Annotated in this window: 22 protein-coding genes; 12 read left to right on the plus strand and 10 right to left on the minus strand. The window is 61.6% G+C overall.

Annotation, left to right across the window (positions count from 1 at the left end):
- Positions 1-10: 10 nt before the first annotated feature.
- The 3 genes from ACL9RJ_RS17570 to ACL9RJ_RS17580 all read right to left on the minus strand — a co-directional run bounded on the left by ACL9RJ_RS17570 (position 11) and on the right by ACL9RJ_RS17580 (position 3,748).
- Complete coding sequence (locus tag ACL9RJ_RS17570) at positions 11-784, minus strand: polysaccharide biosynthesis/export family protein (RefSeq protein ID WP_017129610.1); 774 nt, start codon at positions 782-784, stop codon at positions 11-13.
- Positions 785-853: 69 nt separating this feature from the next.
- On the minus strand, positions 854-2,311 hold the full coding sequence (locus ACL9RJ_RS17575) for a mannose-1-phosphate guanylyltransferase/mannose-6-phosphate isomerase (RefSeq protein WP_017129609.1): 1,458 nt from the start codon (positions 2,309-2,311) through the stop codon (positions 854-856).
- On the minus strand, positions 2,312-3,748 hold the full coding sequence (locus tag ACL9RJ_RS17580) for an undecaprenyl-phosphate glucose phosphotransferase (protein WP_017129608.1): 1,437 nt from the start codon (positions 3,746-3,748) through the stop codon (positions 2,312-2,314).
- Positions 3,749-4,170: 422 nt separating this feature from the next.
- Here ACL9RJ_RS17580 and yegS point away from each other — a divergent pair, with 422 nt between their 5' ends.
- A complete protein-coding gene (gene yegS, locus ACL9RJ_RS17585) occupies positions 4,171-5,070 on the plus strand; it encodes a lipid kinase YegS (protein WP_017129606.1) in 900 nt (299 codons plus the stop codon).
- On the opposite strand, the gene ACL9RJ_RS17590 is transcribed toward yegS, so the two are convergent.
- The 3 genes from ACL9RJ_RS17590 to ACL9RJ_RS17600 all read right to left on the minus strand — a co-directional run bounded on the left by ACL9RJ_RS17590 (position 5,054) and on the right by ACL9RJ_RS17600 (position 7,576).
- Positions 5,054-5,713: a response regulator gene (locus tag ACL9RJ_RS17590; protein ID WP_177107579.1), complete on the minus strand. Its 660-nt coding sequence runs from the start codon at positions 5,711-5,713 to the stop codon at positions 5,054-5,056. The two genes, yegS and ACL9RJ_RS17590, sit on opposite strands and share 17 nt — an antisense overlap.
- Positions 5,710-6,615 (minus strand): sensor histidine kinase, encoded by a 906-nt coding sequence (locus ACL9RJ_RS17595; protein ID WP_177086874.1) that lies wholly within the window; start codon positions 6,613-6,615, stop codon positions 5,710-5,712. The genes ACL9RJ_RS17590 and ACL9RJ_RS17595 overlap by 4 nt, the downstream gene beginning before the upstream one ends.
- Before the next feature lie 496 nt (positions 6,616-7,111).
- On the minus strand, positions 7,112-7,576 hold the full coding sequence (locus ACL9RJ_RS17600; RefSeq protein WP_177086567.1) for an Hpt domain-containing protein: 465 nt from the start codon (positions 7,574-7,576) through the stop codon (positions 7,112-7,114).
- A gap of 578 nt (positions 7,577-8,154) precedes the next feature.
- Here ACL9RJ_RS17600 and ACL9RJ_RS17605 point away from each other — a divergent pair.
- Positions 8,155-9,084 carry a chemotaxis protein CheV gene (locus ACL9RJ_RS17605; RefSeq protein WP_017129602.1) on the plus strand — a complete coding sequence of 310 codons (930 nt, stop codon included), beginning with the start codon at positions 8,155-8,157 and terminating at the stop codon, positions 9,082-9,084.
- Between the two features lie 104 nt (positions 9,085-9,188).
- Positions 9,189-9,995 carry an MOSC domain-containing protein gene (locus ACL9RJ_RS17610; protein WP_422765509.1) on the plus strand — a complete coding sequence of 269 codons (807 nt, stop codon included), beginning with the start codon at positions 9,189-9,191 and terminating at the stop codon, positions 9,993-9,995.
- Between the two features lie 161 nt (positions 9,996-10,156).
- Here ACL9RJ_RS17610 and ACL9RJ_RS17615 read toward each other — a convergent pair whose 3' ends face one another.
- Positions 10,157-12,085, minus strand: coding sequence for a transglycosylase SLT domain-containing protein (locus tag ACL9RJ_RS17615; RefSeq protein ID WP_017129600.1), 1,929 nt, complete (start codon positions 12,083-12,085; stop codon positions 10,157-10,159).
- A gap of 212 nt (positions 12,086-12,297) precedes the next feature.
- On the opposite strand from ACL9RJ_RS17615, the gene ACL9RJ_RS17620 reads away from it, so the two are divergent.
- On the plus strand, positions 12,298-14,217 hold the full coding sequence (locus ACL9RJ_RS17620; RefSeq protein ID WP_177107583.1) for an ATP-binding cassette domain-containing protein: 1,920 nt from the start codon (positions 12,298-12,300) through the stop codon (positions 14,215-14,217).
- Positions 14,218-14,268: 51 nt separating this feature from the next.
- Here the strand turns inward: ACL9RJ_RS17620 and ACL9RJ_RS17625 are convergent, their stop codons facing one another.
- Complete coding sequence (locus ACL9RJ_RS17625) at positions 14,269-14,709, minus strand: universal stress protein (RefSeq protein WP_017129598.1); 441 nt, start codon at positions 14,707-14,709, stop codon at positions 14,269-14,271.
- Positions 14,710-14,815: 106 nt separating this feature from the next.
- On the opposite strand from ACL9RJ_RS17625, the gene ACL9RJ_RS17630 reads away from it, so the two are divergent.
- The 7 genes from ACL9RJ_RS17630 (at position 14,816) to ACL9RJ_RS17660 (ending at position 23,279) form a co-directional block, all read left to right on the plus strand.
- Complete coding sequence (locus ACL9RJ_RS17630; RefSeq protein WP_042937144.1) at positions 14,816-15,253, plus strand: hypothetical protein; 438 nt, start codon at positions 14,816-14,818, stop codon at positions 15,251-15,253.
- Positions 15,254-15,799: 546 nt separating this feature from the next.
- The gene (gene fadB / locus ACL9RJ_RS17635) at positions 15,800-17,947 is read left to right on the plus strand and encodes a fatty acid oxidation complex subunit alpha FadB (protein WP_017129596.1); all 2,148 of its coding nucleotides are present in this window, start codon (positions 15,800-15,802) and stop codon (positions 17,945-17,947) included.
- A 29-nt stretch (positions 17,948-17,976) separates the two neighbouring features.
- Positions 17,977-19,152: an acetyl-CoA C-acyltransferase FadA gene (gene fadA / locus ACL9RJ_RS17640; RefSeq protein WP_040063197.1), complete on the plus strand. Its 1,176-nt coding sequence runs from the start codon at positions 17,977-17,979 to the stop codon at positions 19,150-19,152.
- A gap of 88 nt (positions 19,153-19,240) precedes the next feature.
- Positions 19,241-19,477, plus strand: a complete 237-nt coding sequence (locus ACL9RJ_RS17645; RefSeq protein ID WP_017129594.1) for a DUF1653 domain-containing protein — start codon at positions 19,241-19,243, stop codon at positions 19,475-19,477.
- A 115-nt stretch (positions 19,478-19,592) separates the two neighbouring features.
- Positions 19,593-22,214: a type I DNA topoisomerase gene (gene topA / locus ACL9RJ_RS17650; RefSeq protein WP_017129593.1), complete on the plus strand. Its 2,622-nt coding sequence runs from the start codon at positions 19,593-19,595 to the stop codon at positions 22,212-22,214.
- 180 nt (positions 22,215-22,394) lie between these two features.
- Positions 22,395-22,916, plus strand: coding sequence for a DUF6586 family protein (locus tag ACL9RJ_RS17655; RefSeq protein ID WP_103032661.1), 522 nt, complete (start codon positions 22,395-22,397; stop codon positions 22,914-22,916).
- 129 nt (positions 22,917-23,045) lie between these two features.
- Positions 23,046-23,279, plus strand: a complete 234-nt coding sequence (locus tag ACL9RJ_RS17660; protein WP_010449609.1) for a hypothetical protein — start codon at positions 23,046-23,048, stop codon at positions 23,277-23,279.
- Between the two features lie 104 nt (positions 23,280-23,383).
- On the opposite strand, the gene sulA is transcribed toward ACL9RJ_RS17660, so the two are convergent.
- Positions 23,384-23,851, minus strand: coding sequence for an SOS-induced cell division inhibitor SulA (gene sulA, locus ACL9RJ_RS17665; protein ID WP_017129591.1), 468 nt, complete (start codon positions 23,849-23,851; stop codon positions 23,384-23,386).
- Between the two features lie 10 nt (positions 23,852-23,861).
- On the minus strand, positions 23,862-24,470 hold the full coding sequence (gene lexA / locus ACL9RJ_RS17670) for a transcriptional repressor LexA (protein WP_042937141.1): 609 nt from the start codon (positions 24,468-24,470) through the stop codon (positions 23,862-23,864).
- A gap of 251 nt (positions 24,471-24,721) precedes the next feature.
- Here lexA and ACL9RJ_RS17675 point away from each other — a divergent pair, with 251 nt between their 5' ends.
- The gene (locus tag ACL9RJ_RS17675; RefSeq protein ID WP_177086576.1) at positions 24,722-25,432 is read left to right on the plus strand and encodes a TetR/AcrR family transcriptional regulator; all 711 of its coding nucleotides are present in this window, start codon (positions 24,722-24,724) and stop codon (positions 25,430-25,432) included.
- Positions 25,433-25,444 lie beyond the last annotated feature (12 nt).

A 25,444-nucleotide genomic window follows, 5' to 3' on the forward strand; every position in this document is an offset into this window, starting at 1 on the left:
TCCTTAACGATCAGTTGTTGTTATCGCGCAAGTTGTAGTTCACCCCGATACCGATCGATTTCTGGAACGGAATCAGCTGGTTCAGGTACAGGTCGACCCATTCGATGCCATTGCCCACATGGGACTTGGGTACGAACACCACGTCGCCGCGTTGCAGCAGCACCGGCGGCCGGTTGCTGACGCCGGCGAGCATGGTGTCGCGGTAGTCGAAGAAGTAGGTCTTGTAGCGGCCGTCGTCTTCCTGGCGCAGCAGCGCGACGTTGCGGCTGTCGCCCACCGGCAGCAGGCCGCCGGCGCCGATCAGCGCCTGTTCGAGGGTGGTGACGGTGGTCACCGGCAGGCTGGCGGGGTTGCGCACCGAACCACCGACGAACACGGTGTTGCTCGGTGCAGTGGAGATGTTCACGGTCAGGGCCGAGTCCTGGTAGATGTTCTTGAGCTTGTCTTCGAGGACCAGCGTCAGTTGCTGCGGGGTCAGGCCCGCCGCCTTGACGTTGCCGATGTAGGGGTAGGCGAAACTGCCGTCGTTCATCACGGTGAACAGGGTCAGTTCATAGATCGAGTTGGCGGTGAACGCGGAGATCGACGGCGCCTCGCCGGTGTTGCGCACGATACGCAGGGTATCGCCGGCGCGGATCCGCTGCGCTGGCAACGGCTTGCCGGCCAGGGCGTCACCGGCGCGGTGACCTTCACGCAATATGTTGCCGTCCGGCAGGGCCACCTTGGCCGGGATGCTGCAAGCGCTGAGTAAGAAAACACTGAGGATCAGCAGGATGTTTTTCATCGGTCAGTCTTCCTGTCGTGCATATCTGCAGCTCCCTGACGGGCTAGGTGGCATTGCGTTGACGGTGTTTCAGGCCTTGTCGGTGGTGGCGGGAACCCGCCCGTAAATGTCGGTGAAACGCACGATGTCGTCCTCGCCGAGGTACTCGCCGCTCTGCACTTCGATCATCACCAGGTCAATCACCCCGGGGTTGACCAGGCGATGGGTCTTGCCCGGCTTGATGAAGGTCGATTCATTGGTGTCGAGCAGGAATTCGTGGTCGCCGTTGGTGACCCGCGCCATGCCGCTGACGACGATCCAGTGTTCGCTGCGGTGGTGGTGCATCTGCAGCGACAGTGAGGCCTCGGGCTTGACCACGATGCGCTTGATCTTGAAACGCTTGCCCTCTTCGAGCACGGTGTAGGTGCCCCATGGCCGGGTCACGGTGCGGTGCAGGCGGTAGGCGTCGTGGCCCTGGCGCTTGAGTTCCTGGGCGATGAGCCGAACGTCCTGGCTGCGCTTGCCGTCGGCGATCAGCAGGGCATCGGGGGTGTCGATGATGATCAGGTCCTTGAGGCCGACCCCGCCGACCAGGCGCTTGGGTGAGTCGATGTAGCAGTTGCTCACGTCATGCAGCACGGTTTCGCCATTGCACTGGTTGCCGTTGGCGTCGGCCGGGCTCAATTCGCGTACCGCCTGCCAGGAGCCGATATCGCTCCAACCCAGCTGGCAGGGCACCACCGCGACTTTTTGCGAGCGCTCCATCAACGCATAGTCGATGGAAATATCCGGGGCCAGGGCCAGGGTCTTGCCGTCGAGTTCCAGCTGCAATTCCTGGTTGCCCTCGCGGCTGTGGCTGTGGGCCAGGCACTCGGTCATCGCCGCCAGGACATCCGGTGCATGTTCCTGCAGTTCGCGCAGCACGGCGTCGGCGCGCATGCAGAACATGCCGGCGTTCCACAGGTGCAGGCCACCGTCGAGGTAGCGCTGGGCAGTGGCCGCGTCGGGCTTCTCGACAAAGCGGGCGACCTGGAAGCTGTCGTTGCCCAGGGCCTGGCCTTTCTCGATATAGCCGAAGCCGGTCTCGGCCTTGGTCGGCACCAGGCCGAAGGTCACCAGCCAGCCCTGTTCCGCCAGTTGCCGGGCGCTGCGCACCGCCTTGGCGAAGGCGTCCAGGTCCTTGATCAGATGGTCCGCGGGCAACACCAGCAGTTGCGCATCCTCGCCGTACAGGCGGGCAACATGCAGGGCGGCGGCGGCGATCGCCGGCGCGGTGTTGCGACCGAACGGTTCGAGGATGAAGTCCAGGGCCGCGGCGCTTTTGTTGAGCAGGCGATAGTCATCCAGGGTGCGAAAGAACACCTCGCGGTTGGTCACCGTCAGCAGGCGCTGGACGTCAGCGAGACCGGCGGCGCGGCGGAAAGTCTTCTGCAGCAGGCTTTCGCCGTCGGGCAGGCGCATGAAGGGCTTGGGCATGGCCTCGCGGGACACCGGCCAGAGTCGGGTACCGGCACCGCCGGCGATGATGCAGGGAATGAGTAGGCTCATTCAGAAGGCCTCGCGTGTCAGGAGCACTGCCGGGACAGTGCGGAACAGAATGTAGAGGTCGAACCAGATCGACCAGTTTTCGATGTACTCCAGGTCGAACTCCACGCGTTTCTCGATTTTTTCCAGCGTGTCGGTTTCGCCACGATAGCCGTTGATCTGCGCCAGCCCGGTGATCCCCGGCTTGACCCGGTGGCGCGAGGTGTATTCCTTGACGGCTTCTTCGAACAGGATGCCGGCGGCCTTGGTCGCCGTGGCGTGGGGCCGCGGGCCGACCATGGACATGCTGCCGATGAATACATTGAACAATTGGGGCAACTCGTCGAGGCTGGTCTTGCGGATGAAACGGCCGACCCGGGTGATCCGTGGGTCGCCGCGGGTGGTCTGTTTCTCTGCGTTGGCGTCGCTCTGGTGCTGATGCATCGAGCGAAACTTGAAGACTTCGATCAGCCGGTTGTTGTAGCCATAGCGTTTCTGGCGAAACAGCACCGGGCCGGGGGAGTCGAGTTTAATCGCCAGGGCCACCAGCAGCATCACCGGTGACAAAAGAATCAGCGCGGTGCTCGACAGCACCATGTCCTCGAGGCGCTTGAACATCGGCGACCAGCCGCGCAGGGGCACTTCGGAAGCGTTGAACATCGGCAGGTTGGCGACTTCGGTGATGCGGTTGTGGGCATGGCGGAAGGCGACCATGTCCGGCACCAGCAGCACATTGACCGGTAGCCGGCGCAGTTCGCGGATGATGTAGTCCATGCGGTTCTCGGCCGACCAGGGCAGGGCGACCAGCACCTGGGTGACCTTCTCCTCGCGGATCAGCCGTTCCAGGTCGCTGGAGTTGCCCAGCAGCGGCAGGTTGACCATGGTTTTCGGCAGCCGGCCGATGCGGTCGTCGATAAAGCCGATGACGCCGGAGCGGATGTCCTGGTGCTGGGCCAGGTATTCGGCCAGGCGCTGGCCGTTCTCGGTGGCGCCGAGGATCACCGCGTTCTGCAGGAAGATGCCGCGTTGCATCAGTTGCTGGAACAGCGTCAGCAGGATCAGGCGCTCGATGCCGAACAGCACCAGGCTGGCGAGGAACCAGACCAGCAGTTGGGTATTGGTCAGGTAGCTGAACAGTTGCAGGCCGTGGTGCATGAACAGCAGCAGGCAGAACGCCGAGGACCAGGCGAAGAGGGTGAGCTGGAAGCGCAGCAGGTTGCTGAAGATGGTTTCGGCATAGACCCCCAGGGCCTGGAAGATCAGTACGCTGATGACACCGAAGAACAGCAGGATGGTCAGGTAGCTGCGGGTGATCTCGGGACTCTGCTCGCGCAGGTAAACCAGCAGCAACAGCCCGGGCAGAATGGCCGTCAGGCCGTGGACCAGACGGATGCCGAACAGAAAGTACTCGACCATGCTGGGTCGAGTGAGCAATAAGCTGTCGACGGGTTGCAAACGCATGTGACCCCTCCCTTTCTACCATCGCGAAATGGCAACTACGAAGCACTACGGCAGGTACTTCCTATGGCAAAGCCACAAGGTTTTTCGCGATAACCCCGTCCCTGATGGCTAATTCTCTACCGGGCGGGCCCGGTATCGGCAGTCAACCGTTTGAAGGTATGCCCCCGCTTTTATCGCTGCGGCGGCCGATATTTCCTCTCGTTTGAATGGCACGGGCTTGAGTAAAGCTCATGAAACAGCGGGTCGCTAATTGAATGATGTCTTGTAGCTAAAAAAAATCCGAAGCGCCCCTGTTGTGCTATATCACGCGCGTTCCAGAGCGTTCGGGCGGGTAGCGGTGAAATAAATCCCGTTGCGCCAGGTCGTTTTCAGCTCGCCGTGGTCCACATGTTCCAGGCCCATCGACACAGGAGAAACGGCTCATGAACGAGCGCAAGGCATTGCTGATTCTGCATGGCAAGCAGGCCCTCAACGAAGACGTGCGGGCAGCGGTCGAGGGCAAGCGGCGGGAAGGCTGGGAACTGGCGGTGCGCGTCACCTGGGAGGCCGGCGATGCCCGGCGCCTGGTGGATGAAGCGCTGGACATGGGTTATCGGCAGTTGATCGCCGGCGGTGGTGACGGCACCTTGCGCGAGATCGCCGAAGCCCTGGCCCTGGCCGCCAGCGAGGCGAGCCTGGTGCTGATGCCGCTGGGCACCGCCAATGACTTTGCCCGTGCCGCCGGAGTGCCGCTGGAGCCGGCCCTGGCCTTGCAACTGCTGGAGGTGCCGGCCCGGCCGATCGACCTGGGCGCTGTCGGCGGGCAGTTGTTCCTGAACATGGCCACCGGCGGTTTCGGCAGTCAGGTGACGGCCAATACCTCGGAAGACCTGAAGAAGGTCCTGGGTGGCGCGGCCTACCTGTTTACCGGGTTGTCACGCTTCAACGAACTGCATGCCGCCTATGGCGAGTTGCAGGGGCCGGATTTCCATTGGCGGGGTGAACTGCTGGCACTGGGGATCGGCAACGGGCGCCAGGCAGGCGGCGGGCACCTGCTGTGCCCCGAGGCGCTGGCCGATGATGGCCTGCTCGATATCAGTATCCTGCCGGCGCCCCAGGAGGTGGTGGGGACGCTGCGCAGCCTGATGAGCGATGGTTGGGGGATCGACAACATGTTCGTCCGGGCCCGCCTGCCCTGGGTCGAGATCAAGGTTGCCGAAGGCTTGTACCTGAACCTCGACGGCGAACCCTTGGAAAGCGATTGCCTGCGTTTCGAAGCGCGTGCCGGGGCGTTGCAGGTGCATTTGCCGGCGGACTCGCCGCTGCTCAGTCGTCGAGGCTGATGATGCGCTCGCGGACGGCGAACAGGACCAGCCCGGCGACGTCGAAAATCTGCAGGCGCTTCATGATCTGCGAGCGGTGGGTTTCCACGGTCTTGATGCTCAGGCCCAGGCCGTTGGCGATTTCCCGGGTGGATTTGCCGCGCACGATCAACCGCAGGATTTCCAGCTGGCGTCCGGTCAGGTTATGGGTCTCGGTTTCCACCGGCGAATGGCGCTGGACCTGGGTCAGGGCCTGGTTGATCACCGTGTGGGCGATCGCCGGGCTGAGGTAGCGCTCGTCGTTGCGCAAGGCCTCCAGGGCCTGGGCCAGTTCGGTGGCGGTGGTGTCCTTGAGCAGATAGCCATGGGCGCCGATTTCCAGGGCCTGCATGATCAACTGCGGATCGGTGTGCATCGACAGGATCAGTACCTTGCTCTGCGGGCGTACCGCCTGGAGCTGGCGCAAGGCGTCGAGCCCGCCGGTATCGCGCATGGACAGGTCGAGCAGGATGATATCCGGGTTCAGGCGTTCGACGGCTTCGAGCAACTGTGCGCCGTCATTGGCTTCGCCGATCACGGCGTAGCCCGGAATATCCAGTACCAGGGCACGCACACCGGCCCTGATCAGAGAGTGGTCATCCACAAGAAGTAAGTTGCAGGTCATAGAACCTTATTCGTACTGGCTCGTTCGAGGGCCCGGGGGGCCCAGGGAAGAAGGGCTTCGATTTGCGTACCTTTGCCGGGTCCGCTGGTGACTGTCAATGTGCCGCCCAACTGTTCGATACGCTCCGCCATGCCGGCCATGCCGCGCTGGCCCTGCTCGCCCGGATTGGCCGCCGGGGAAAAACCCAGGCCATCGTCGGCGATATGCAGCGACAGGCCTTCGGGCAGGCGCTTGAGGCGTATCAGCAGGTTGCTGGCCTTGGCGTGGCGCAACATGTTGGTAACGGCTTCCTGGGTCACGCGAAAGGCGGTCACGGCCATTTCCTCGGACAACCCGGTCAACCGCTGCTGGCATTCCAGGCTCCAGTGCACCGTGGTATTGCCCAGGGTCTTGAGCAGGTGGGCGCGCAGGCTGGCTTCCAGTCCGAGGCTGGCCAACTGGCGTGGATTGAGAATCGCCGACACGTCCCGCACCTTGGCCAGGGTTTCGTCCAGGGTATTGCTCAGGTCGGCGCAGTGGTTGCGCAATTCCTCCGGCAGGCGTCCCTGCAACCACTGGGTCTGCAGTTTGGCGGCCGTCAGCAGTTGGCCGATATCGTCGTGCAGTTCACGGCTGAGGCGGTGACGTTCGTTTTCCTGCACTTCCAGCAGGCGATCGGCGAGTTCCTGGGGTTGAAAATTGATCGATGTCTGTGACACCCGGTGCTGCAGCCAGACGCTGGTCAGCGCGGCCAGGTTCAGCATCAGCAGGATCAGCAGCAACAGGCTTCGCGGCAGGCTCGCACAATTCAGATAGACCGACAGGCTCATCACGGCCGAGGCGACACAGAGCAGGACGGTCAGCCGGCGGGCGTTTTTGCGAGAGGGGAGCCAAGGCTTTAAGGACTTGAGGCTGGCGTACATAGCGTGTAGAGCCAATGAGTGTTCGCTACGGGGAGCCCCACGCTGTCGCCGGCAGGACTCTGTTTGAAAAAACGGCTACGGTTCAATACTTATACACAAGGTGGTGTGATGTATATGTTTACACGGCAAAACAGTGCTGGCGTCATCATGAATCAAGATGAAATCACTTTGCCATCAAGCACATAAGTGAGCGGGCAGCATAATAGCACTTCGTTTAAGGTTGGTCGTCCCCGGTGATATATGTCCGAATGGTCAGCATTTTTTGTACGATGGTTCCAGAATGCCTGGGAAACCGCTCGCTGCAGTCTGCTTACTTGTGAACTTACGGCACTTTGTCATGTGTACGCTAGTTATTCTTCGCGCACTAAAAAACCCAGTCTGAAACCGGGAAGTTGCTCGTTAGTTGGTCGTGTCGGTTTTGACTATGAGGGAGGCGTAAGACGCGTTTAACTATTGGAAATAGCTAATGTAAATGCATGGGCGAGAGTGCTGCTGTTCAAACGGATTGTCCGGGAAAGGTGATCAGTGCGAAGGCTTTCGGCTCGGTGAACTGGGTTCCGGACAGGTCGGTCTGTGCCGCCAGGGCCGCGATCAGTTCGGCCTGTTCGCTGTCGTCGAGGCTCAACTGGCCCGTACGGGGATCGATCAGTTCCAGTTGCCATGCCAGCAGGGTCAGGCAGTCCTGCAGCGCCTGCAAGGCGTCATTGTGCAGGTTGAGCTGTTCGGGAGCATGGCTCAGCACGCCGTGGATATGCCGGCAGAAGTCGGCCATGCAGCGTACGCCAAGCACATCGGCGCGGCCGGCCAGCTTGTGCAGCGCGGCGAGCAGGCAGTCGATCGCATCCCGATCGTTGCGGATCAGGCCCAGGTGCTGGCAGCACTCCTGCATTTTCGCCTGCAGGGTTCCAGCCTCGACGAGGAATTCCGGCAGACTCGTCTGCCACTCTTTACCGTTCAGCATGCTTTATCTCCATGAAAACATCGGCAGGCGATAGAACGTCGCGCTTGGCGAACGGCGTTAAGTTAATGTCGGCCAACAGAGGATGTCTGTAGTCTGTTTCCGATTGTTTCAGTCTTGATTGATTGCGCAACATTCTTGGGTTGCGCGCGCTCATCTTCAGGAAAAAGAGTCCCGACGCTTGCAGAGATCGTTCAAAAGGGCCGTTCCAGAGCGCTTCCACAAGATTTGTGAGGCGCCTTGCCTGGCTTTCTGGCCACCGTCCCGCGATCGAAAGCAAAAGCCTGACTCCATTCATGCAATGAGAATGGCGTCACATTAATGGCTATTGGATATCGCGAATATCAGGTTGGGCCTGATTGTTACTAGGGGATTCCCCTATGGAGGGGAACCAAAGGAGCAATTTGTGGTCGCGCCGGGAGGGAATTGTGTCGAGTCAAGGCGATGAGTCCAGTAAAGCATGATGTTAATGTGACATCAAACGTTTTGCATGGCATTTTGTCGGAGGGTCAAGGTCTGGCGGGTCCGGCCGATAACTCTCTCAATGTAGTCTTTTTGTATCAGCGCCCCAGGAGTGATTGATGGCCGGCATTCTCGACACGGTAGACCAACGTACGCAACTGGTGGGTGAGAATCGTCTGGAGATTCTCATGTTTCGCCTGGCCGGTCGCCAGCTGTTCGCGATCAACGTGTTCAAGGTTCAGGAAGTCCTGCAACTGCCCAAGCTGACCCTGATGCCGCAGCGCCATCCGTTTGTCTGCGGTGTGGTCAATCTGCGGGGGCAGACCCTGCCGGTGATCGACCTGTCCCAGGCGATCGGCATGCGTCCCCTGGTACCGGGCCCCAACAGCACCATTATCGTGACCGAATACAACCGTTCGGTGCAGGCCTTCCTGGTCGGTGGCGTGGATCGCATCGTCAACATGAACTGGGAGGCGATTCTGCCGCCGCCGACCAGTGCCGGCCGCCAGCACTACCTGACCGCCATCAGCAAGGTCGACGACCAGTTGGTGGAAATCATCGATGTCGAGAAAGTCCTGGCGGAGATCGTTCCGTACAACGCCAAGGTGTCCCGTGAAAAACTCGATGACCCGGTGATGGAGCGTGCGCGGGGCCGCGAGGTGCTGCTGGTCGACGACTCCAACGTGGCCTTGTCGCAGCTGCGCGATACCCTGGGCCAGTTGGGGGTGAAGATGCATATCGCCAGCGATGGCCTGAAGGCCTTGAACATGCTCAAGGGCTGGGCCGATGCCGGCGCGGTGATGACCGACAAGCTGCTGATGGTCTTTACCGATGCGGAAATGCCGGAGATGGACGGCTACCGCCTGACCACCGAGATTCGCAACGACCCGCGCCTGCGCGGTCTGTATGTGGTGCTGCATACTTCGCTGTCCGGAAGCTTCAACGATGCCATGGTTAAGAAGGTTGGCTGCGACAACTTCCTGTCCAAGTTCCAGCCAGACAAACTGGTGGATGTGGTGCGCCAGCGTCTGCTGCTGGATGAAGCCTGATCCCGTACGGTTGGCTGCCATAGGCCGCTGTTTGGCCGGCCGCTCGGTGTTGCGCTGGTCCACCCTCCTGTAGAATCGGGGTTTTACCTCTACGGGAGTTGGACATGTTGCGTCTGAGCGCGCTGTATCGTTACCCATTGAAGTCCGGCAAGGGCGAATCCCTGCAGCACAGCTCGCTCGACGAGTTGGGGTTGAGCGGGGATCGACGCTGGATGGTGGTGGACGAAGCCAACGGACGTTTCCTGACCCAGCGTGCCGTCGCAGGCATGAGCCAGTTGTCCGCTCTGTGGAATGCCGCGGGTGGCATGACCCTGAGCGCGCCGGGCCGTTCGGCGCTGGACGTGGCACTGCCGCCGGCCGACCAGTCGTTGCGTGGCGTGACCATCTGGAGCGACACCTTGCGGGTGCCCGATGCTGGCGATGAAGCGGCGGCCTGGCTCAGCGGGTTTATCGGCAAGCCGGTGCGCCTGGTGCATGTACCGCTGGAGCGGGCGCGGATCACCCAGCCGGGCTACGGCAGGGATGATGATCGTGTGGCGTTTGCCGATGGTTTCCCGCTGCTGCTGATCGGCCAGGCCTCGCTGGAAGACCTTTCCCATAAGGTCGGACGGCCTCTGGAGATGCTGCGTTTTCGTCCCAACCTGGTGATCGAAGGCAGCACGGCGTTTGCCGAGGATCAGTGGAAGCGCATTCGTATCGGTGACGTCGAGTTTCGCGTGGTCAAGCCGTGCTCGCGCTGCATCCTGACCACCATTGACCCGCAGTCGGGGGAGCGTAGCGCCGACCGGGAACCGTTGACGACGCTCAAGACCTACCGCGAGCAGGATGGGGATGTGATGTTCGGGCAGAACCTGGTCAATGACGGCCAGGGGCGGCTCGAGGTGGGGATGCCGGTGACCGTTCTCGAATAATGAAGTGAACGGTGGGCGCCGGCTTGCCGACGATAGCGGTCGATCAGGCGGTGCCAGCCTTGCCGGCCTCTTCGCCGGCAAGCCAGCTCCCACGGGGCACGCGCGGACACCTGTTCAGGGTTCGGCGCGGGTCCTGTGGGGAGCTTCCTGTAGGTCCCTGATTATTGATCGTCGAAAAACCGCTCGTTCCAGTCAACCAGCGGCTGCGGTGCGTTGAGCTTCTGGCCGTAGATCACCGAGTACGACAGCACGTTCTGCACGTATTGCCGGGTCTCGTCGAACGGGATGCTTTCCACCCAGACGTCGAAACTCAGGTGGTTCGCGCCCTTGAGCCACTGCCTGACCCGACCCGGGCCGGCGTTGTAGGCGGCGGTGGCGAGTACGCGGTTACCGTTGAACTGGCCATGGACCTGGCTCAGGTAGGCGGCACCCAGTTGCACGTTCTTGTCCGGATCCAGCACCTGCTGGGGCGATGCCAGCGGGATGCTGAACTTGCGCGCGGTTTCCTTGGCGGTGCCGGGCATCAGTTGCATCAGGCCGGTGGCGCCGACGCTGGAGCGGGCATCGTCCATGAAGGCACTTTCCTGACGGGTAATGGCAAACACCCAGCTCGAATGCAAGCCGCGCAGCTTGGCTTCGCGTACCAGCGTATCGCGGTGGGCCATCGGGAAGCGGATATCCAAGTCGTCCCAGTACTGCGCCTGGCTGATGGTGCGAATCGCCGGGAAGTACCACTTCAAGTCGTAGGCCAGCCTGGCCTGGGCGACCATTTCGTCACGGTTGAACATCCGGCTGACGTGGTACCACTCGCGGCGACCGTCGACGATCTGGCCGCGGTCATGCAGTTCCAGCGCCCGGCGCACGCCTGGCGTATTGCGGACCTTGTTGATCAGCTGCTGGCTGAGTACCAGCGGGCGGTTGGTCAACTGGTAGGCGGTCTGCGAGCGATCGGCGGCGAGAAAGCCGTAGAAGTCGCGTTCACGGGCGACATTCTTCAACAGCACCAGTGCCTGTGGATTCTGCGGTTGCGCCAGTTCCAGGCTGCGGGCCTGCCAGTAGCGCCAGCGATTGGTCGTCGCCAGGTCCTGGGGCAGCCTGCGGGTCAGTTGGTAGGCATCTTCCCAGCGCCCCAGGCGCAGCAGCAGGCGCAGGCGCCACTCGGTGACGGTGTTGTCACGCAGCTCCGGGTCGTACTGGGTCATGATCTCGAGGGCGCGGCTGTCGTAGCGGCGCGCCAGGGTCAGGCCGACCTCGCGGGCGATCGAAACCTTTTCGTCACGGGAGAAGTGCATGCTGGTGGCATAGCCGTCGAGCAGGGCCATTGCCTTGTCCGGGTCCTGGCGGGCGAGGCGGCGCAGGCCCAGGCCGACCACGTCGGACATGGCTTCGTCGGCCGGCACGAAGCGTGAAGGCTGGCTCAGCAGGTCGGGTTTCTGCGCCACCTCGATCATCATTCGACCTTGCGGGCCGAGGGTGCTCAGGCCCTTGACCAGGGCGCTGGCAAGTCCGTAGTTGCGGGCTTCGGCGGCCAGCTTGACGCGTTGCCAGCGTTTTTGCTCGGTCAGTTGGCCTTCCGTCGCCCAGCGGTCGAACAGCGCGTCGCAGGCGGCTGGCTGGGTCTTGCCGGTCAACCAGAGTTTTTCCGCCGTGGCGTAGCCTTCGGCACGCAGGTTGTGGCTGAGCTGGTACTGGCCGTTGAGGCAGTCCAGTTCGGTGAAATTCAGTTTCGGGTCGTAGTACTTGACGAAGGGGGCCCAGTCGCCACGTTCGGCCAGCCAGCGCAACCAGCGCAGCTTCATCCAGTTGGCCTGGGGCAGGTCGCCGTGTTCGGCGAGGAACTTCTCGATCTCGGCGTTGCTGGCGGTTTTCAGCCGGGCGGTCAGCTCGTCGTAGGCCAGGTACGGTTCCAGCGGATAGGTCTGCAACGTGTCCTGATACTGGAAGTAGGGGCCGGAGTCACCCTTGGCCAGGGCGCGCTTGGCTTCATCGTAGAGTTGGCGTTGCTGGGCGAGGTCGACGGCCTGTGCAGCTTGAACGGCGCAGGTGGAAAGAAGCAGACACGATAAAAAATTGAAAAGACGGCTGCGCATGAGACTTCCGAGCAAAAAAAACGGGCAAGTGCCGGCAGGACCGACACTGATTGTCGGGTAGCTTAGCCTTTTGCCGGCGGCGGGCGAAAGTTTTGCCGGGCGCTGTACGCAACTTGATACTAAATGTCATCTTGGCCGGGGCATTGGCAAAAATCGCGGCCGCCTCGGGGCTCAAGTCAGGTAGAATGCGCGCCCGGTTTTTGGAGAAGCTCATGACCCTGCTCAAATTCAGCGATGTGTCCCTTGCTTTCGGCGCCATGCCGTTGTTGGACAAGGTGTCCTGGCAGATCGCCCGTGGTGAGCGGGTGTGCATCATCGGCCGCAACGGCACAGGCAAGTCCAGCATGTTGAAGCTGGTCAAGGGCGATCAGAAGCCCGATGACGGCTCCGTCTGGCGTGCGCCCGGGCTCAAGATCGGCGAATTGCCGCAAGAGCTGCCGGTGGCCGACGAGCGGACCGTATTCGATGTCGTGGCCCAGGGCCTGGACGGCGTCGGCGAGTTGCTCGCGCAGTATCACCACCTGAGCCAGAACATCGTCACCGATGCCGATCTGGACAAGCTGATGCATGTCCAGCACGACCTCGAGGCCCGTGACGGCTGGCGTTTGCAGACGCTGGTCGACAGCACCCTGAGCCGCCTGCAGCTGCCGGCCGACAAGACCCTCGCCGAGTTGTCCGGCGGCTGGCGTCGTCGCGTGCTGCTGGCCCAGGCGCTGGTGTCCGAACCGGACCTGCTGCTGCTCGACGAGCCGACCAACCACCTGGACATCGGTGCGATCGCCTGGCTGGAAGAGGCCCTGAAGGATTTCCAGGGCGCCGTGCTGTTCATCACCCACGACCGTTCTTTCCTGCAGAACCTGGCGACCCGTATCCTCGAACTGGATCGCGGCGGCCTGATCGACTGGAACGGCGACTACGCCAGCTTCCTGGTGCACAAGGAAGCGGCCCTGGCCGCTGAAGAGACCGCCAACGCACTGTTCGACAAGCGCCTGGCCCAGGAAGAGGTCTGGATTCGCCAGGGCATCAAGGCCCGGCGTACCCGTAACGAAGGCCGTGTGCGGGCATTGAAGGCCTTGCGCGTGGAGCGTAGTGAACGTCGCGAGCGTACCGGCAAGGCGAATATCCAGCTGGATACCGCCGACAAGTCCGGCAAGCAGGTCATGGTCCTCGACAATGTCAGCTTTGCCCACCCGGGCGGCCCGTTCCTGATCAAGGATTTCTCCATGGTCCTGCAGCGCGGCGACCGGATCGGCCTGCTGGGGGCCAACGGCACCGGCAAGACCACCCTGTTGAAGCTGATGCTCAGCGGCCTGGTGCCGACCAGCGGCAAGGTGGAAGAGGGCACCCGCATCGACGTGGCCTACTTCGACCAGTTGCGTCATCAGCTGGACCTGGAAAAGACCGTGATCGACAACGTCGCCGAAGGCCGCGACTTTATCGATATCGATGGTCAGAGCCGTCACGTGCTCAGCTACCTCGGCGACTTCCTGTTCAGCCCGCAGCGTGCGCGGACGCCGGTCAAGGCCCTGTCCGGTGGCGAGCGCGCGCGCCTGCTGCTGGCCAAGCTGTTCAGCAAGCCGGCGAACCTGCTGGTGCTCGACGAACCGACCAACGACCTCGACGTGGAAACCCTCGAGCTGCTGGAAGAAGTGCTGTTGACCTTCAAGGGCACCGTGCTGATGGTCAGCCACGACCGGGCATTCCTCGATAACGTGGTGACCAGCACCCTGGTCTTCGAAGGCGAAGGCAAGGTCCGCGAATACGTCGGTGGTTATCAGGACTGGCTGCGCCAGGGTGGCTCGCCACGCCTGCTGGGCGTGACCGAGAACAAATCGGGCAAGGCCGAGCTGAATTCGGCGGTCGTCACCGCTGCGCCGGCACCGGCGGCCGCCCCGGCCGAAGCTCCGGCCGCGAAGAAGAAGCTCAGCTACAAGCTGCAGCGCGAGCTGGAAGCCCTGCCGGGCGAGATCGATGCCAAGGAGCAGCAGATCGCTGCTGTCGAGGCGGAGATGGCCGAAACCGGTTTCTATCAGCGCCCCGCAGCGGAAACGGCAGCAGTGATCGCCCGGTTGGAAAAACTCCAGGCTGAACTGGAGGTGATGGTCGAGCGTTGGGCCGAGCTGGATGCCTGATTGATCGACTTGCAATCAAAAAGCCCGGCTTCGTGCCGGGCTTTTTGATGATCAGCTCTTGCTTTGCAGGCGGACCGCGAGGACGTCGCACGGCGCGCCGTGCAGCACGTCATTGGCGGTGGAGCCGAGTAGCAGGGCCAGGCCATGGCGGCCGTGGCTGCCGACCACGATCAGGTCACAGGCCTGTTCCTTGGCCAGGTGATGGATTTCCTGGCGGGGTTGGCCGTAGGTCAGGTGACTGGTGTCTCGCGACAGTTCGGGATACTTGAGGATCAGCCGCTCCAGGCGCTCCTTGGCCTGGTCGAACTGTTGCTGCTGCAGTTGGGACAGATCCATCGGCACATCGCCGCCGAAGGCCATGGCCATGGGCTCGACGATATGCACCAGGGACAGTTTGGCGCTGTTGCTGACCGACAGTTCGCGTGCGCGATGAATGACCGGGTCGCATTCTTCCGTCAGGTCGACGGCAACCAGAATGTGGTGGTAGGGCATGAAGGCACCTCCTGAGGATCGCAATTGCTGTAAGTATGGCTCGTTTCAAGCTGATTGGTTCGGCAGTGACCCAATCGCTCATGAATAATGTTCGGGGAGTAGAGATATGACGGTCTGGATAGTGGTGTCAATCCTGGCAGTGGTCCTCAGCCCTCTGGCGTGGTTGCGTCCCTCGCGCCGCCAGAGCGGTCAGATGGCCCTGCGCATGGAGGCGCGCCGCATCGGCCTGGGCATGCAACTGGCGCCCCAGGAGTGGCCGCACTGGCTGCCGCAGGAGCCGCCCAGCCCCTGTGCACAGTATCACCGGCCCCGTCGTGGCAAGGAACCGGCTTGCTGGAGCTACTGGCAGACCGAGCCCGGGATCTGGGTCAACCAGTGGCGCGAAGTGCTGGAGGACGAATCCCTGCTGGTTCATTTCAGGACATTGCCGGCCAATGTGTTCAAGGTCGAGGCGGATAGGCAGATGATCGCGCTCTACTGGGGCGAACGTGGCGAAGTGCAGGTGCTGCAGGCCATCGCCGGGGTGCTCAAGGCACTGGCCTGAGGCAGGCGGGCCGGGCTGCAACGGCGCCGGCCGACGACTGGAAAAACAGCCAATAAAAAGCCCGACAGGCAACATCGGGCTGGGGTTGGCCAGGCAGGCCGGTCAATCTGTGTTGCCGAGCTTACGCCTTGTCTTCATAAAAAGCGTCCCTATTTTCCACTAGGCTGTTTCTTGGGGTCTGGTAGGTCTATTCCTGTATTTCCGTCTGACTCGGTCACTTCGTTTGTTATTGATTTCATGAATGAAGCGCCATCAGGCCGGCTGCTGGAGCGTCCGGGCGCCTGGGAAATGACTGGAAAGTCGCATTTTCAGGGGCGTTTTCGGCAATTGACAATTGCCTCGAATTCCGTGAAGGTATCCACACCCAAATCAAACGGGCGTATGAATTGAGCGTTTGTCTGATCAGACGGCTCTTACAGAATCCCGACTATCGCGTCGGCGGGTGTGCCTGGCGGCTTGGCGTAGCAGTGACGATGAGGTCAATGCCGGGCCAGAAGTTAGCGTCCGACGTGTACTGTTCAGCTTCCATATCGTGGAGATCAGTTGATGATTTACGAAGGTAAAGCCATCACGGTTAAGGCTCTTGAAAGTGGCATCGTCGAACTGAAGTTCGATCTCAAGGGTGAGTCCGTCAACAAGTTCAACCGTCTAACCCTGAACGAATTGCGTCAGGCGGTAGACACCATCAAGGCCGATGCCTCGGTCAAGGGTGTGATTGTCAGCAGCGGCAAGGACGTGTTCATCGTCGGCGCCGACATCACCGAATTTGTCGACAACTTCAAGTTGCCGGATGCCGAGCTCGTGGCGGGCAACCTCGAAGCCAACAAGATTTTCAGCGATTTCGAAGACCTGGCCGTGCCGACCGTTGCCGCGATCAATGGCATCGCCCTGGGTGGCGGTCTGGAAATGTGCCTGGCCGCGGACTTCCGCGTCATGTCCGCCAGCGCCAAGATCGGCCTGCCGGAAGTCAAGCTGGGGATCTACCCGGGCTTTGGCGGCACCGTGCGCCTGCCGCGCCTGATCGGTGCGGACAACGCCATCGAGTGGATCGCCGCCGGTAAGGAAAACCGTGCCGAAGATGCCTTGAAAGTCGGCGCCGTCGATGCCGTGGTCGCTCCGGAAAAACTCCAGGAAGCCGCTCTGGAACTGATCAAGCGCGCCATTTCCGGCGAGATCGATCACAAGGCCAAGCGCCAACCCAAGTTGGACAAGCTCAAGCTCAACGCCATCGAACAGATGATGGCGTTCGAAACCGCCAAGGGTTTTGTCGCCGGTCAGGCCGGTCCGAACTACCCGGCCCCGGTCGAAGCGATCAAGACCATCCAGAAAGCCGCCAACTTCGGTCGTGACAAGGCCCTGGAAATCGAAGCCGCCGGCTTCGTGAAACTGGCCAAGACCTCGGCTGCACAAAGCCTGATCGGCCTGTTCCTGAATGACCAGGAGCTGAAGAAAAAGGCCAAGGCCTACGACGAAATCGCCAAGGACGTGAAACAGGCCGCCGTACTGGGCGCTGGTATCATGGGCGGCGGTATCGCCTATCAGTCGGCGTCCAAGGGCACGCCGATCCTGATGAAGGACATCAACGAGCACGGTATCGAGCAGGGGCTGGCCGAAGCCGCCAAGCTGTTGGTCGGTCGTGTCGACAAGGGCCGGATGACCGCGGCGAAGATGGCCGAAGTGCTCAACGGCATTCGTCCGACCCTGTCCTACGGTGACTTCGGTCATGTCGACCTGGTGGTCGAGGCCGTGGTCGAGAATCCGAAGGTCAAGCAGGCGGTACTGGCGGAAGTGGAAGCCCAGGTCAAGGAAGATGCGATCCTCGCTTCCAACACCTCGACCATTTCCATCAGCCTGCTGGCCAAGGCCCTCAAGCGTCCGGAAAACTTCGTCGGCATGCACTTCTTCAACCCGGTGCACATGATGCCGCTGGTGGAAGTGATCCGTGGCGAGAAGTCCAGCGAGCAAGCGGTAGCGACTACCGTGGCGTACGCCAAGAAAATGGGCAAGAACCCGATCGTGGTCAACGACTGCCCGGGCTTCCTGGTCAACCGCATCCTGTTCCCGTACTTCGGTGGTTTCGCCAAGCTGGTCAGCGCCGGTGTGGACTTCGTCCGTATCGACAAGATCATGGAGAAGTTCGGCTGGCCGATGGGCCCGGCGTACCTGATGGACGTGGTCGGCATCGACACCGGCCACCATGGCCGTGACGTGATGGCCGAGGGTTTCCCGGACCGCATGAAGGATGACCGTCGTTCGGCTGTCGACGCCTTGTACGAAGCCAAGCGCCTGGGCCAGAAGAATGGCAAGGGCTTCTACGCCTACGAGACCGACAAGCGCGGCAAGCAGAAGAAAGTCGCCGATTCCTCGGTGCTGGAAGTGCTCAAGCCGATCATCTACGAACAGCGTGAGGTGACCGACGAGGACATCATCAACTGGATGATGATCCCGCTGTGCCTGGAAACCGTGCGTTGCCTGGAAGACGGTATTGTCGAAACCGCCGCCGAAGCCGACATGGGTCTGGTCTACGGCATCGGTTTCCCTCCCTTCCGTGGCGGTGCGCTGCGTTACATCGATTCTATCGGTGTGGCCGAGTTCGTTGCCCTGGCTGACCAGTACGCCGATCTGGGCGCGCTGTACCACCCGACCGCGAAGCTGCGTGAGATGGCCAAGAATGGCCAGCGGTTCTTCGGTTAAGCGCCCACACTAGAGCGAGAGTGAACTATATGAGCTTGAATCCTAGAGACGTCGTGATTGTCGACTTCGGTCGTACTCCGATGGGCCGCTCCAAGGGCGGCATGCACCGCAATACCCGTGCCGAGGACATGTCGGCGCACCTGATCAGCAAGCTGCTGGAACGCAACGTCAAGGTCGACCCGAACGAAGTCGAGGACGTGATCTGGGGCTGCGTGAACCAGACCCTGGAGCAGGGCTGGAACATCGCGCGCATGGCGTCGCTGATGACCCAGATCCCTCACACCGCGGCCGGCCAGACCGTCAGCCGCCTGTGCGGCTCGTCGATGAGCGCGCTGCACACCGCCGCCCAGGCGATCATGACCGGCAATGGTGACGTCTTCGTCGTCGGCGGCGTCGAGCATATGGGCCATGTCGGCATGATGCACGGTGTCGATCCGAACCCGCACATGTCGCTGTACGCGGCGAAAGCCTCGGGCATGATGGGCCTGACCGCCGAGATGCTCGGCAAGATGCACGGCATCACCCGTGAGCAGCAGGATGCCTTTGGCGTGCGCTCCCACCAGCTCGCCCACAAGGCGACCGTGGAAGGCAAGTTCAAGGACGAAATCATCCCGATGCAGGGTTATGACGAGAACGGTTTCCTGAAAGTCTTCGACTACGATGAAACCATTCGTCCGGAAACCACCCTGGAAAGCCTGGCGGCCTTGAAGCCGGCATTCAACCCCAAGGGCGGTACCGTGACGGCGGGTACTTCGTCGCAGATCACCGATGGTGCCTCGTGCATGATCGTGATGTCGGCGCAGCGTGCCCAGGACCTCGGCATCCAGCCCCTGGCGGTGATCCGCTCGATGGCGGTGGCAGGTGTGGACCCGGCGATCATGGGTTATGGTCCGGTACCGGCCACCCAGAAAGCGCTGAAGCGCGCAGGCCTGGCAATCTCCGATATCGACTTCTTCGAGCTCAACGAAGCCTTCGCCGCACAGGCCCTGCCGGTGCTGAAGGATCTGAAAGTGCTCGACAAGATGAACGAGAAGGTTAACCTGCACGGCGGCGCCATTGCTCTGGGCCACCCGTTCGGTTGTTCCGGTGCGCGGATTTCCGGCACCTTGCTCAACGTGATGAAGCAGAATGGCGGGACCCTCGGGGTTTCCACCATGTGCATCGGCCTCGGCCAGGGCATTGCCACCGTCTTCGAACGCGTCTAAGCGTTTCGTCGATGGAAGCCGGGGCCTAGTGCCCCGGTTTTTGTTTTTCTGAAAATTTTTTTATTTTATTTTGTAAGAGGGCCGATATATGAAATTGCAGCCTGGGCTCTATCAGCACTACAAGGGACCGCAGTACCGCGTTTTCAGCGTGGCACGGCATTCCGAGACCGAAGAGGAAGTGGTGTTCTACCAAGCACTGTATGACGATTACGGCTTCTGGGTGCGCCCTTTGAGCATGTTCCTGGAGTCGGTCGAGGTTGACGGCGAACGGGTCCCACGCTTTGCTTTGGTGCAAGCCGAACCGAGCCTTTTTTCCAGGCCATGAGTGCCGGTCGCGCAGAACCCCGCGCTTGACCTCACCTTGTTGCCACTATATATAGCGGTGCCGCGCCAGACGCGGGCTGCGCTCTCACTTCAAGCATTCAGGAATTTTCCGATCCATGGGCAAATCGCTGGTCATTGTGGAATCCCCGGCTAAGGCCAAGACCATCAACAAGTACTTGGGTACCCAGTACGTGGTGAAGTCGAGTATCGGCCATATCCGAGACCTGCCCACCAGCGGTTCGGCGAGTGCCGCCAAGGAACCTGCCGCCAAGCGTGGCAAGGCCGCCGCTGGCGAAGCTCCCGTGCTCTCGGCGAAGGAGAAGGCGCGCAAGCAGCTGGTCTCGCGCATGGGCGTCGATCCGGATCACGGCTGGAAGGCCCGCTACGAAATCCTTCCCGGCAAGGAGAAGGTGATCGAAGAGCTGCGCCGGCTCGCCAAGGATGCCGACACCATCTATCTCGCAACCGACTTGGACCGCGAAGGGGAGGCCATTGCCTGGCACCTGCGGGAAGCCATCGGGGGTGACGACAGCCGCTACAAGCGCGTGGTGTTCAACGAAATTACCAAGAAGGCGATCCAGGAAGCCTTCTCCAAGCCGGGCGAACTGGACCTGGACCGGGTCAATGCCCAGCAGGCGCGACGTTTCCTCGATCGCGTGGTGGGCTACATGGTTTCGCCGCTGCTGTGGGCCAAGATCGCCCGCGGCCTGTCCGCCGGCCGTGTGCAGTCGGTGGCGGTGAAGCTGGTGGTCGAGCGCGAACGCGAGATCCGTGCCTTCAACCCGGAAGAATACTGGGAGATCCACGCCGACCTGGGCACCACCAAGGGCGCCAAGGTGCGTTTCGAAGTGGCGCGCGAGAAAGGCGAAGCCTTCAAGCCGCTGAACGAAGCCCAGGCCATGGCGGCACTGGAGAAGCTCAAGGCGTCGGCCTACAGCATCGTCAAGCGCGAAGACAAGCCGACCAGCAGCAAGCCGTCGGCCCCGTTCATCACCTCCACCCTGCAGCAGGCGGCGAGCAATCGCCTGGGCTTCGGGGTGAAGAAGACCATGATGATGGCCCAGCGTCTGTATGAAGCCGGCTACATCACCTACATGCGTACCGACTCGACCAACCTCTCGGTCGATGCCGTGGCGATGGCGCGGACCTACATCGAGAGCGAGTTCGGCAAGAAGTACCTGCCTGACTCGCCGAACATCTACAGCAGCAAGGAGGGCGCCCAGGAGGCTCACGAAGCGATTCGTCCTTCCGACGCCAATACCGAGCCGAGCAAGCTGTCGGGCATGGAGCGTGATGCCGAGCGCCTTTACGAGCTGATCTGGCGCCAGTTCCTGGCCTGCCAGATGCTGCCGGCGCAATACCTGTCGACCACCGTGACCGTGGGGGCCGGTGACTTCGAGCTGCGTGCCAAGGGCCGCATCCTGAAGTTCGACGGCTATACCCGCGTCATGCCGCAGATCGCCAAGCCGGGCGATGACGACGTGTTGCCGGACATGGCCCAGGGCGATGCGCTGAAGCTGATCCAGCTCGATCCGAGCCAGCACTTCACCAAGCCGCCGGCGCGTTACTCCGAAGCCAGCCTGGTCAAGGAAATGGAAAAGCGTGGCATCGGTCGTCCTTCGACCTATGCGGCGATCATTTCCACCATCCAGGACCGTGGCTACGTGGCGCTGCACAACCGCCGCTTCTATTCCGAGAAGATGGGCGACATCGTCACCGAGCGTCTGGCGGAAAGCTTCTCGAACCTGATGGACTACGGCTTCACCGCCGGCATGGAAGAGAACCTCGACGACGTGGCCCAGGGTGAGCGCGACTGGAAAAACGTGCTCGACGAGTTCTACGGCGACTTCAAGAAGAAGCTCGAAGTGGCCGAAGGCGCGGAAAATGGCATGCGTGCCAACCAGCCGGTCATGACCGATATCCCGTGCCTGACCTGCGGCCGGCCGATGCAGATCCGTACCGCCTCCACCGGCGTGTTCCTCGGTTGCTCGGGTTACAGCCTGCCGCCGAAAGAGCGCTGCAAGGCTACCGTCAACCTGGTTCCGGGCGATGAGATCGCCGCGGACGACGAGGGCGAGTCGGAATCCCTGGTGCTGCGTGGCAAGCATCGCTGCCCGATCTGCAGTACGGCGATGGATGCCTACCTGCTGGACGAGAAGCGCAAGCTGCATATCTGTGGCAACAACCCGGATTGCGCGGGCTACGAGATCGAGGAAGGCAACTACCGGATCAAGGGCTACGAAGGCCCGAGCCTGGAATGCGACAAGTGCGGCAGTGAAATGCAGCTCAAGACCGGCCGTTTCGGCAAATTCTTCGGTTGCACCAACCCGACCTGCAAGAACACCCGCAAACTGCTCAAGAGCGGTGACGCGGCGCCGCCGAAGATGGATCCGGTGAAAATGCCGGAACTCAAGTGCGAAAAGGTCAACGACACCTACATCCTGCGTGATGGTGCGTCCGGCCTGTTCCTGGCGGCCAGTCAGTTCCCGAAAAACCGCGAGACCCGTGCACCGCTGGTGAGCGAAATCGTTCCGCACAAGGACGAGATTGATCCGAAGTACCACTTCCTCTGTGAAGCGCCGAAGAAGGACCCGGACGGTCGTCCAGCGGTCATTCGCTACAGCCGCAAGACCAAGGAGCAGTACGTGCAGAGCGAAGTGGACGGCAAGCCGACCGGCTGGAAGGCGTTCTACGACGGCGGCAAGTGGAAGGTCGAGGACAAGCGCCAGGGCGCCTGATGTCTGCTGTCTTGTGCCAGCGGGCCCATTGCGGCTCACTGGCGCAAGGCTGGTATTGGCAAGGCCGTGTGAGGACCTGGGTTTTCACGCGGCCTTGGTCTTTTGGGCTTGCGACAAGCCGGGTCGATCCCTGAAACTGTCTGACCCGCCTGTGGCTTTTTTGTCCTGGAGTGCGCCGTCATGGCCAACGAACTCTATACCCGCACCAACCAGAAGATCTTTTACGCGGGCCTTGCGCTCGAAGCCCTGGGCAAGGCCGAGGAAAGCCGGGCGATGAACGCGTTGGCGCTGATCCAGGCCGAGCGGGAAGCGGCGGTGTTCCACCTGTACGGCGCCTTGCTCGGGCTGTGCCATGAAATTGCCGGTTTCTACCGCCTGCCCCAGGCCAATGCCCCGCGGGCCGAGCTGTTGCTGACCCGAGAAGTGCTGGAGTCCATTGCCATTCCGGAAATGGCCGAACTGGTGGAACTCGCGCACAGTCCGCAAACCTGGCTGGCCCGCCTGATCGCCGCGCACACGGCCTTGTACCTGCCGCCCCAGGCGCCCAGGAAGGCCAAGGGCGACGTGTTGCAGCCGTTGATCGTGGCGGTCAGCCTGGACAAGGAAGAAACCCCGGAGCTGGGGCGTGAGGAGCTGGAAGGCTGGCGGCAGAACCTCAAGGGCCTGGCGATCCGCTTCCGCGATGGCCTGAGCGAGTGCTGATTCAGTGGGTGGGGCTGTAGGCCCCGTCTGTCAGTTGTTCATCAAGCAGTAAAGAAAGCTGTTGAGATCTTGAGCGGGTTGCCACGGATGACTGATATAATCTTGGCCTTTCGTGGAGAACAGACTTTTATGCCTACGTCCTTTCTAGAAATCGTCGAGCTGCCGGACGGCCGTATCGAGCTGCGCCGGGCCGAGGACGAAGGTTCTCTGGTTACCCTGAACTTCTCTGAAGATGCCAAGGCTTTCCTGCAGGGCCAGCACGTCGAAGTGGCCAAGGCCATGTTGAGCGTGGGCGTGCAGATGGCGGGGCGACTGGTGGAAGGCGAGATCGAGAAAGAAGACGGTCCGCGCGTTCTTCACTGAAGCTGCCAACCGTTTCTGTCATGGTTCGTCAATTCTGATCGGCTTCTCTGTCCTGGAGAAGCCCTGCGCGATACGCGCGAAGAGTGCCTGTCTGGCGCTTGCATCTAGCCCAAACGAATATTCAGGCTTTGTGCGTCACCCTTGCGGGCTGCGCTGATCAACTGCTGGCGAGCACTGCTGCTCAGCGGATTGAGCCAACTGACCACGGTATGGCTACGCCCCAGGCGCAAGGCTTCGCACGTCAGTTGCTGGGCATTCTGGGCGCTGCTGGGTTGCAGCAGCAGGATGCGCTCGCGGTTCAGTCCCGCTTCCCGCAGCCACGCCTGGGTCAGGCTCGAGGGTGGGGCGATCAGGGTCAGCCAGCGGGCATCCTGGTCCTGGCTCAGTTCGCGCAGGATGGGGGCGAGCAGGCTCAGGCAATTCCCGCCACGTAACGACAGTTCGCTGAAGACCTCGGGCTCGGTGCTCCAGGGCGTTTCAACCACCTCCTTGAGAAGTGGGACCAGCGGCTGCGCCATGAACGCTTCGAACAAGGGCAGTTGTGCGTGTTGTGGAGTTTGCGGAAATTGCATGACGCCTCCTTCAGCGGCGAATGACGCCGACACTCAAACCTTCGATGACGAAGTCCTGATCTTTCAGGTTGACTTCGATGGGGGCGAACTCGGGGTTCTCCGCCAGCAGCCAGACCTTGCTGCCTTCGCGCTTGAAGCGCTTGACGGTGACTTCCTCGCCGATCCGCGCCACCACGATCTGGCCGTTGCGGGCCTCGCGGCAGGTATGCACGGCCAGCAGGTCGCCGTCGAAAATGCCGACGTCCTTCATGCTCATGCCGTGAACGCGCAACAGATAGTCGGCCCGGGGATGGAAGAAGGTCGGGTTGATGTTGCAGGATTCCTCGACATGCTGCTGGGCGAGGATCGGTGCGCCCGCGGCGACCCGGCCGATGATCGGCAGGGTGGACTCGTCGGCCTTGGCCTCGAAACCGGGAATGCGGATACCGCGCGAAGCGCCAGGGGTCATTTCGATCGCACCCTTGCGGGCCAGGGCCTTGAGGTGTTCTTCGGCGGCGTTCGGCGACTTGAAGCCCAGTTCCAGGGCAATCTCCGCACGGGTTGGCGGATAGCCGTTGTCATCCAGGCAGCGTTTGATAAAAGCCAGAATCTCAGCTTGGCGTGGCGTCAGTTTTAGCATCTCGATCGCTCTGTCTTTTTATACAGTGACTGGGATTATATACAGTGGAAGGCGCTTGGCAATCCTCCTTTTCAAGGTGTCCGCCGGACGGTTGCCGGGAAGGGGGTCGACAGCCGTATCGGGTGCTGCGCTACAGGCCCCGGTTTCTATGATTTAATACCTGACTGGCTGGCCGCAAATGGACCGTCAGGCTTGACATTCCATGGCCTGAAACGTATGTTTCAAACAAGTGTTTGTCAGGCGGAATAATCATGGCCCAGTCGGAAACCGTTGAACGCATTCTCGATGCTGCCGAGCAATTGTTCGCGGAAAAAGGTTTCGCCGAGACCTCATTGCGGTTGATCACCAGCAAGGCGGGCGTCAATCTCGCGGCGGTGAACTACCACTTCGGCTCGAAGAAGGCCCTGATCCAGGCCGTGTTCTCGCGCTTCCTCGGGCCGTTCTGCATCAGCCTCGATCGCGAGCTGGAGCGGCGCCAGGCCAAGCCCGAGGTCAAGCCGACCCTGGAGGAATTGCTGGAAATCCTCGTCGAGCAGGCCCTGGTGGTGCAGCCCCGCAGCGGCAACGATCTGTCGATCTTCATGCGCCTGCTGGGCCTGGCCTTCAGCCAGAGCCAGGGCCACCTGCGGCGTTACCTGGAAGACATGTACGGCAAGGTGTTCCGTCGCTACATGCTGCTGGTCAATGAAGCGGCCCCGCGTATTCCCCCGATCGAACTGTTCTGGCGCGTACACTTCATGCTGGGTGCGGCCGCGTTCAGCATGTCGGGGATCAAGGCGCTGCGGGCGATTGCCGAGACCGATTTCGGCGTCAATACCTCGATCGAGACGGTGATGCGCCTGATGGTGCCGTTCCTCGCCGCCGGCATGCGTGCCGACAGCGGCGTGACCGATGAAACCATGGCGGCCGCGCAGCTGCGTCCGCGCAGCAAGTCGACCGCGCCGGCCACCGCCAAGGTCTGACGTACTTTTTCA

Source organism: Pseudomonas sp. Mn2068 (genome assembly GCF_049319725.1).
Classification (GTDB): Bacteria; Pseudomonadota; Gammaproteobacteria; order Pseudomonadales; family Pseudomonadaceae; genus Aquipseudomonas; species Aquipseudomonas gingeri.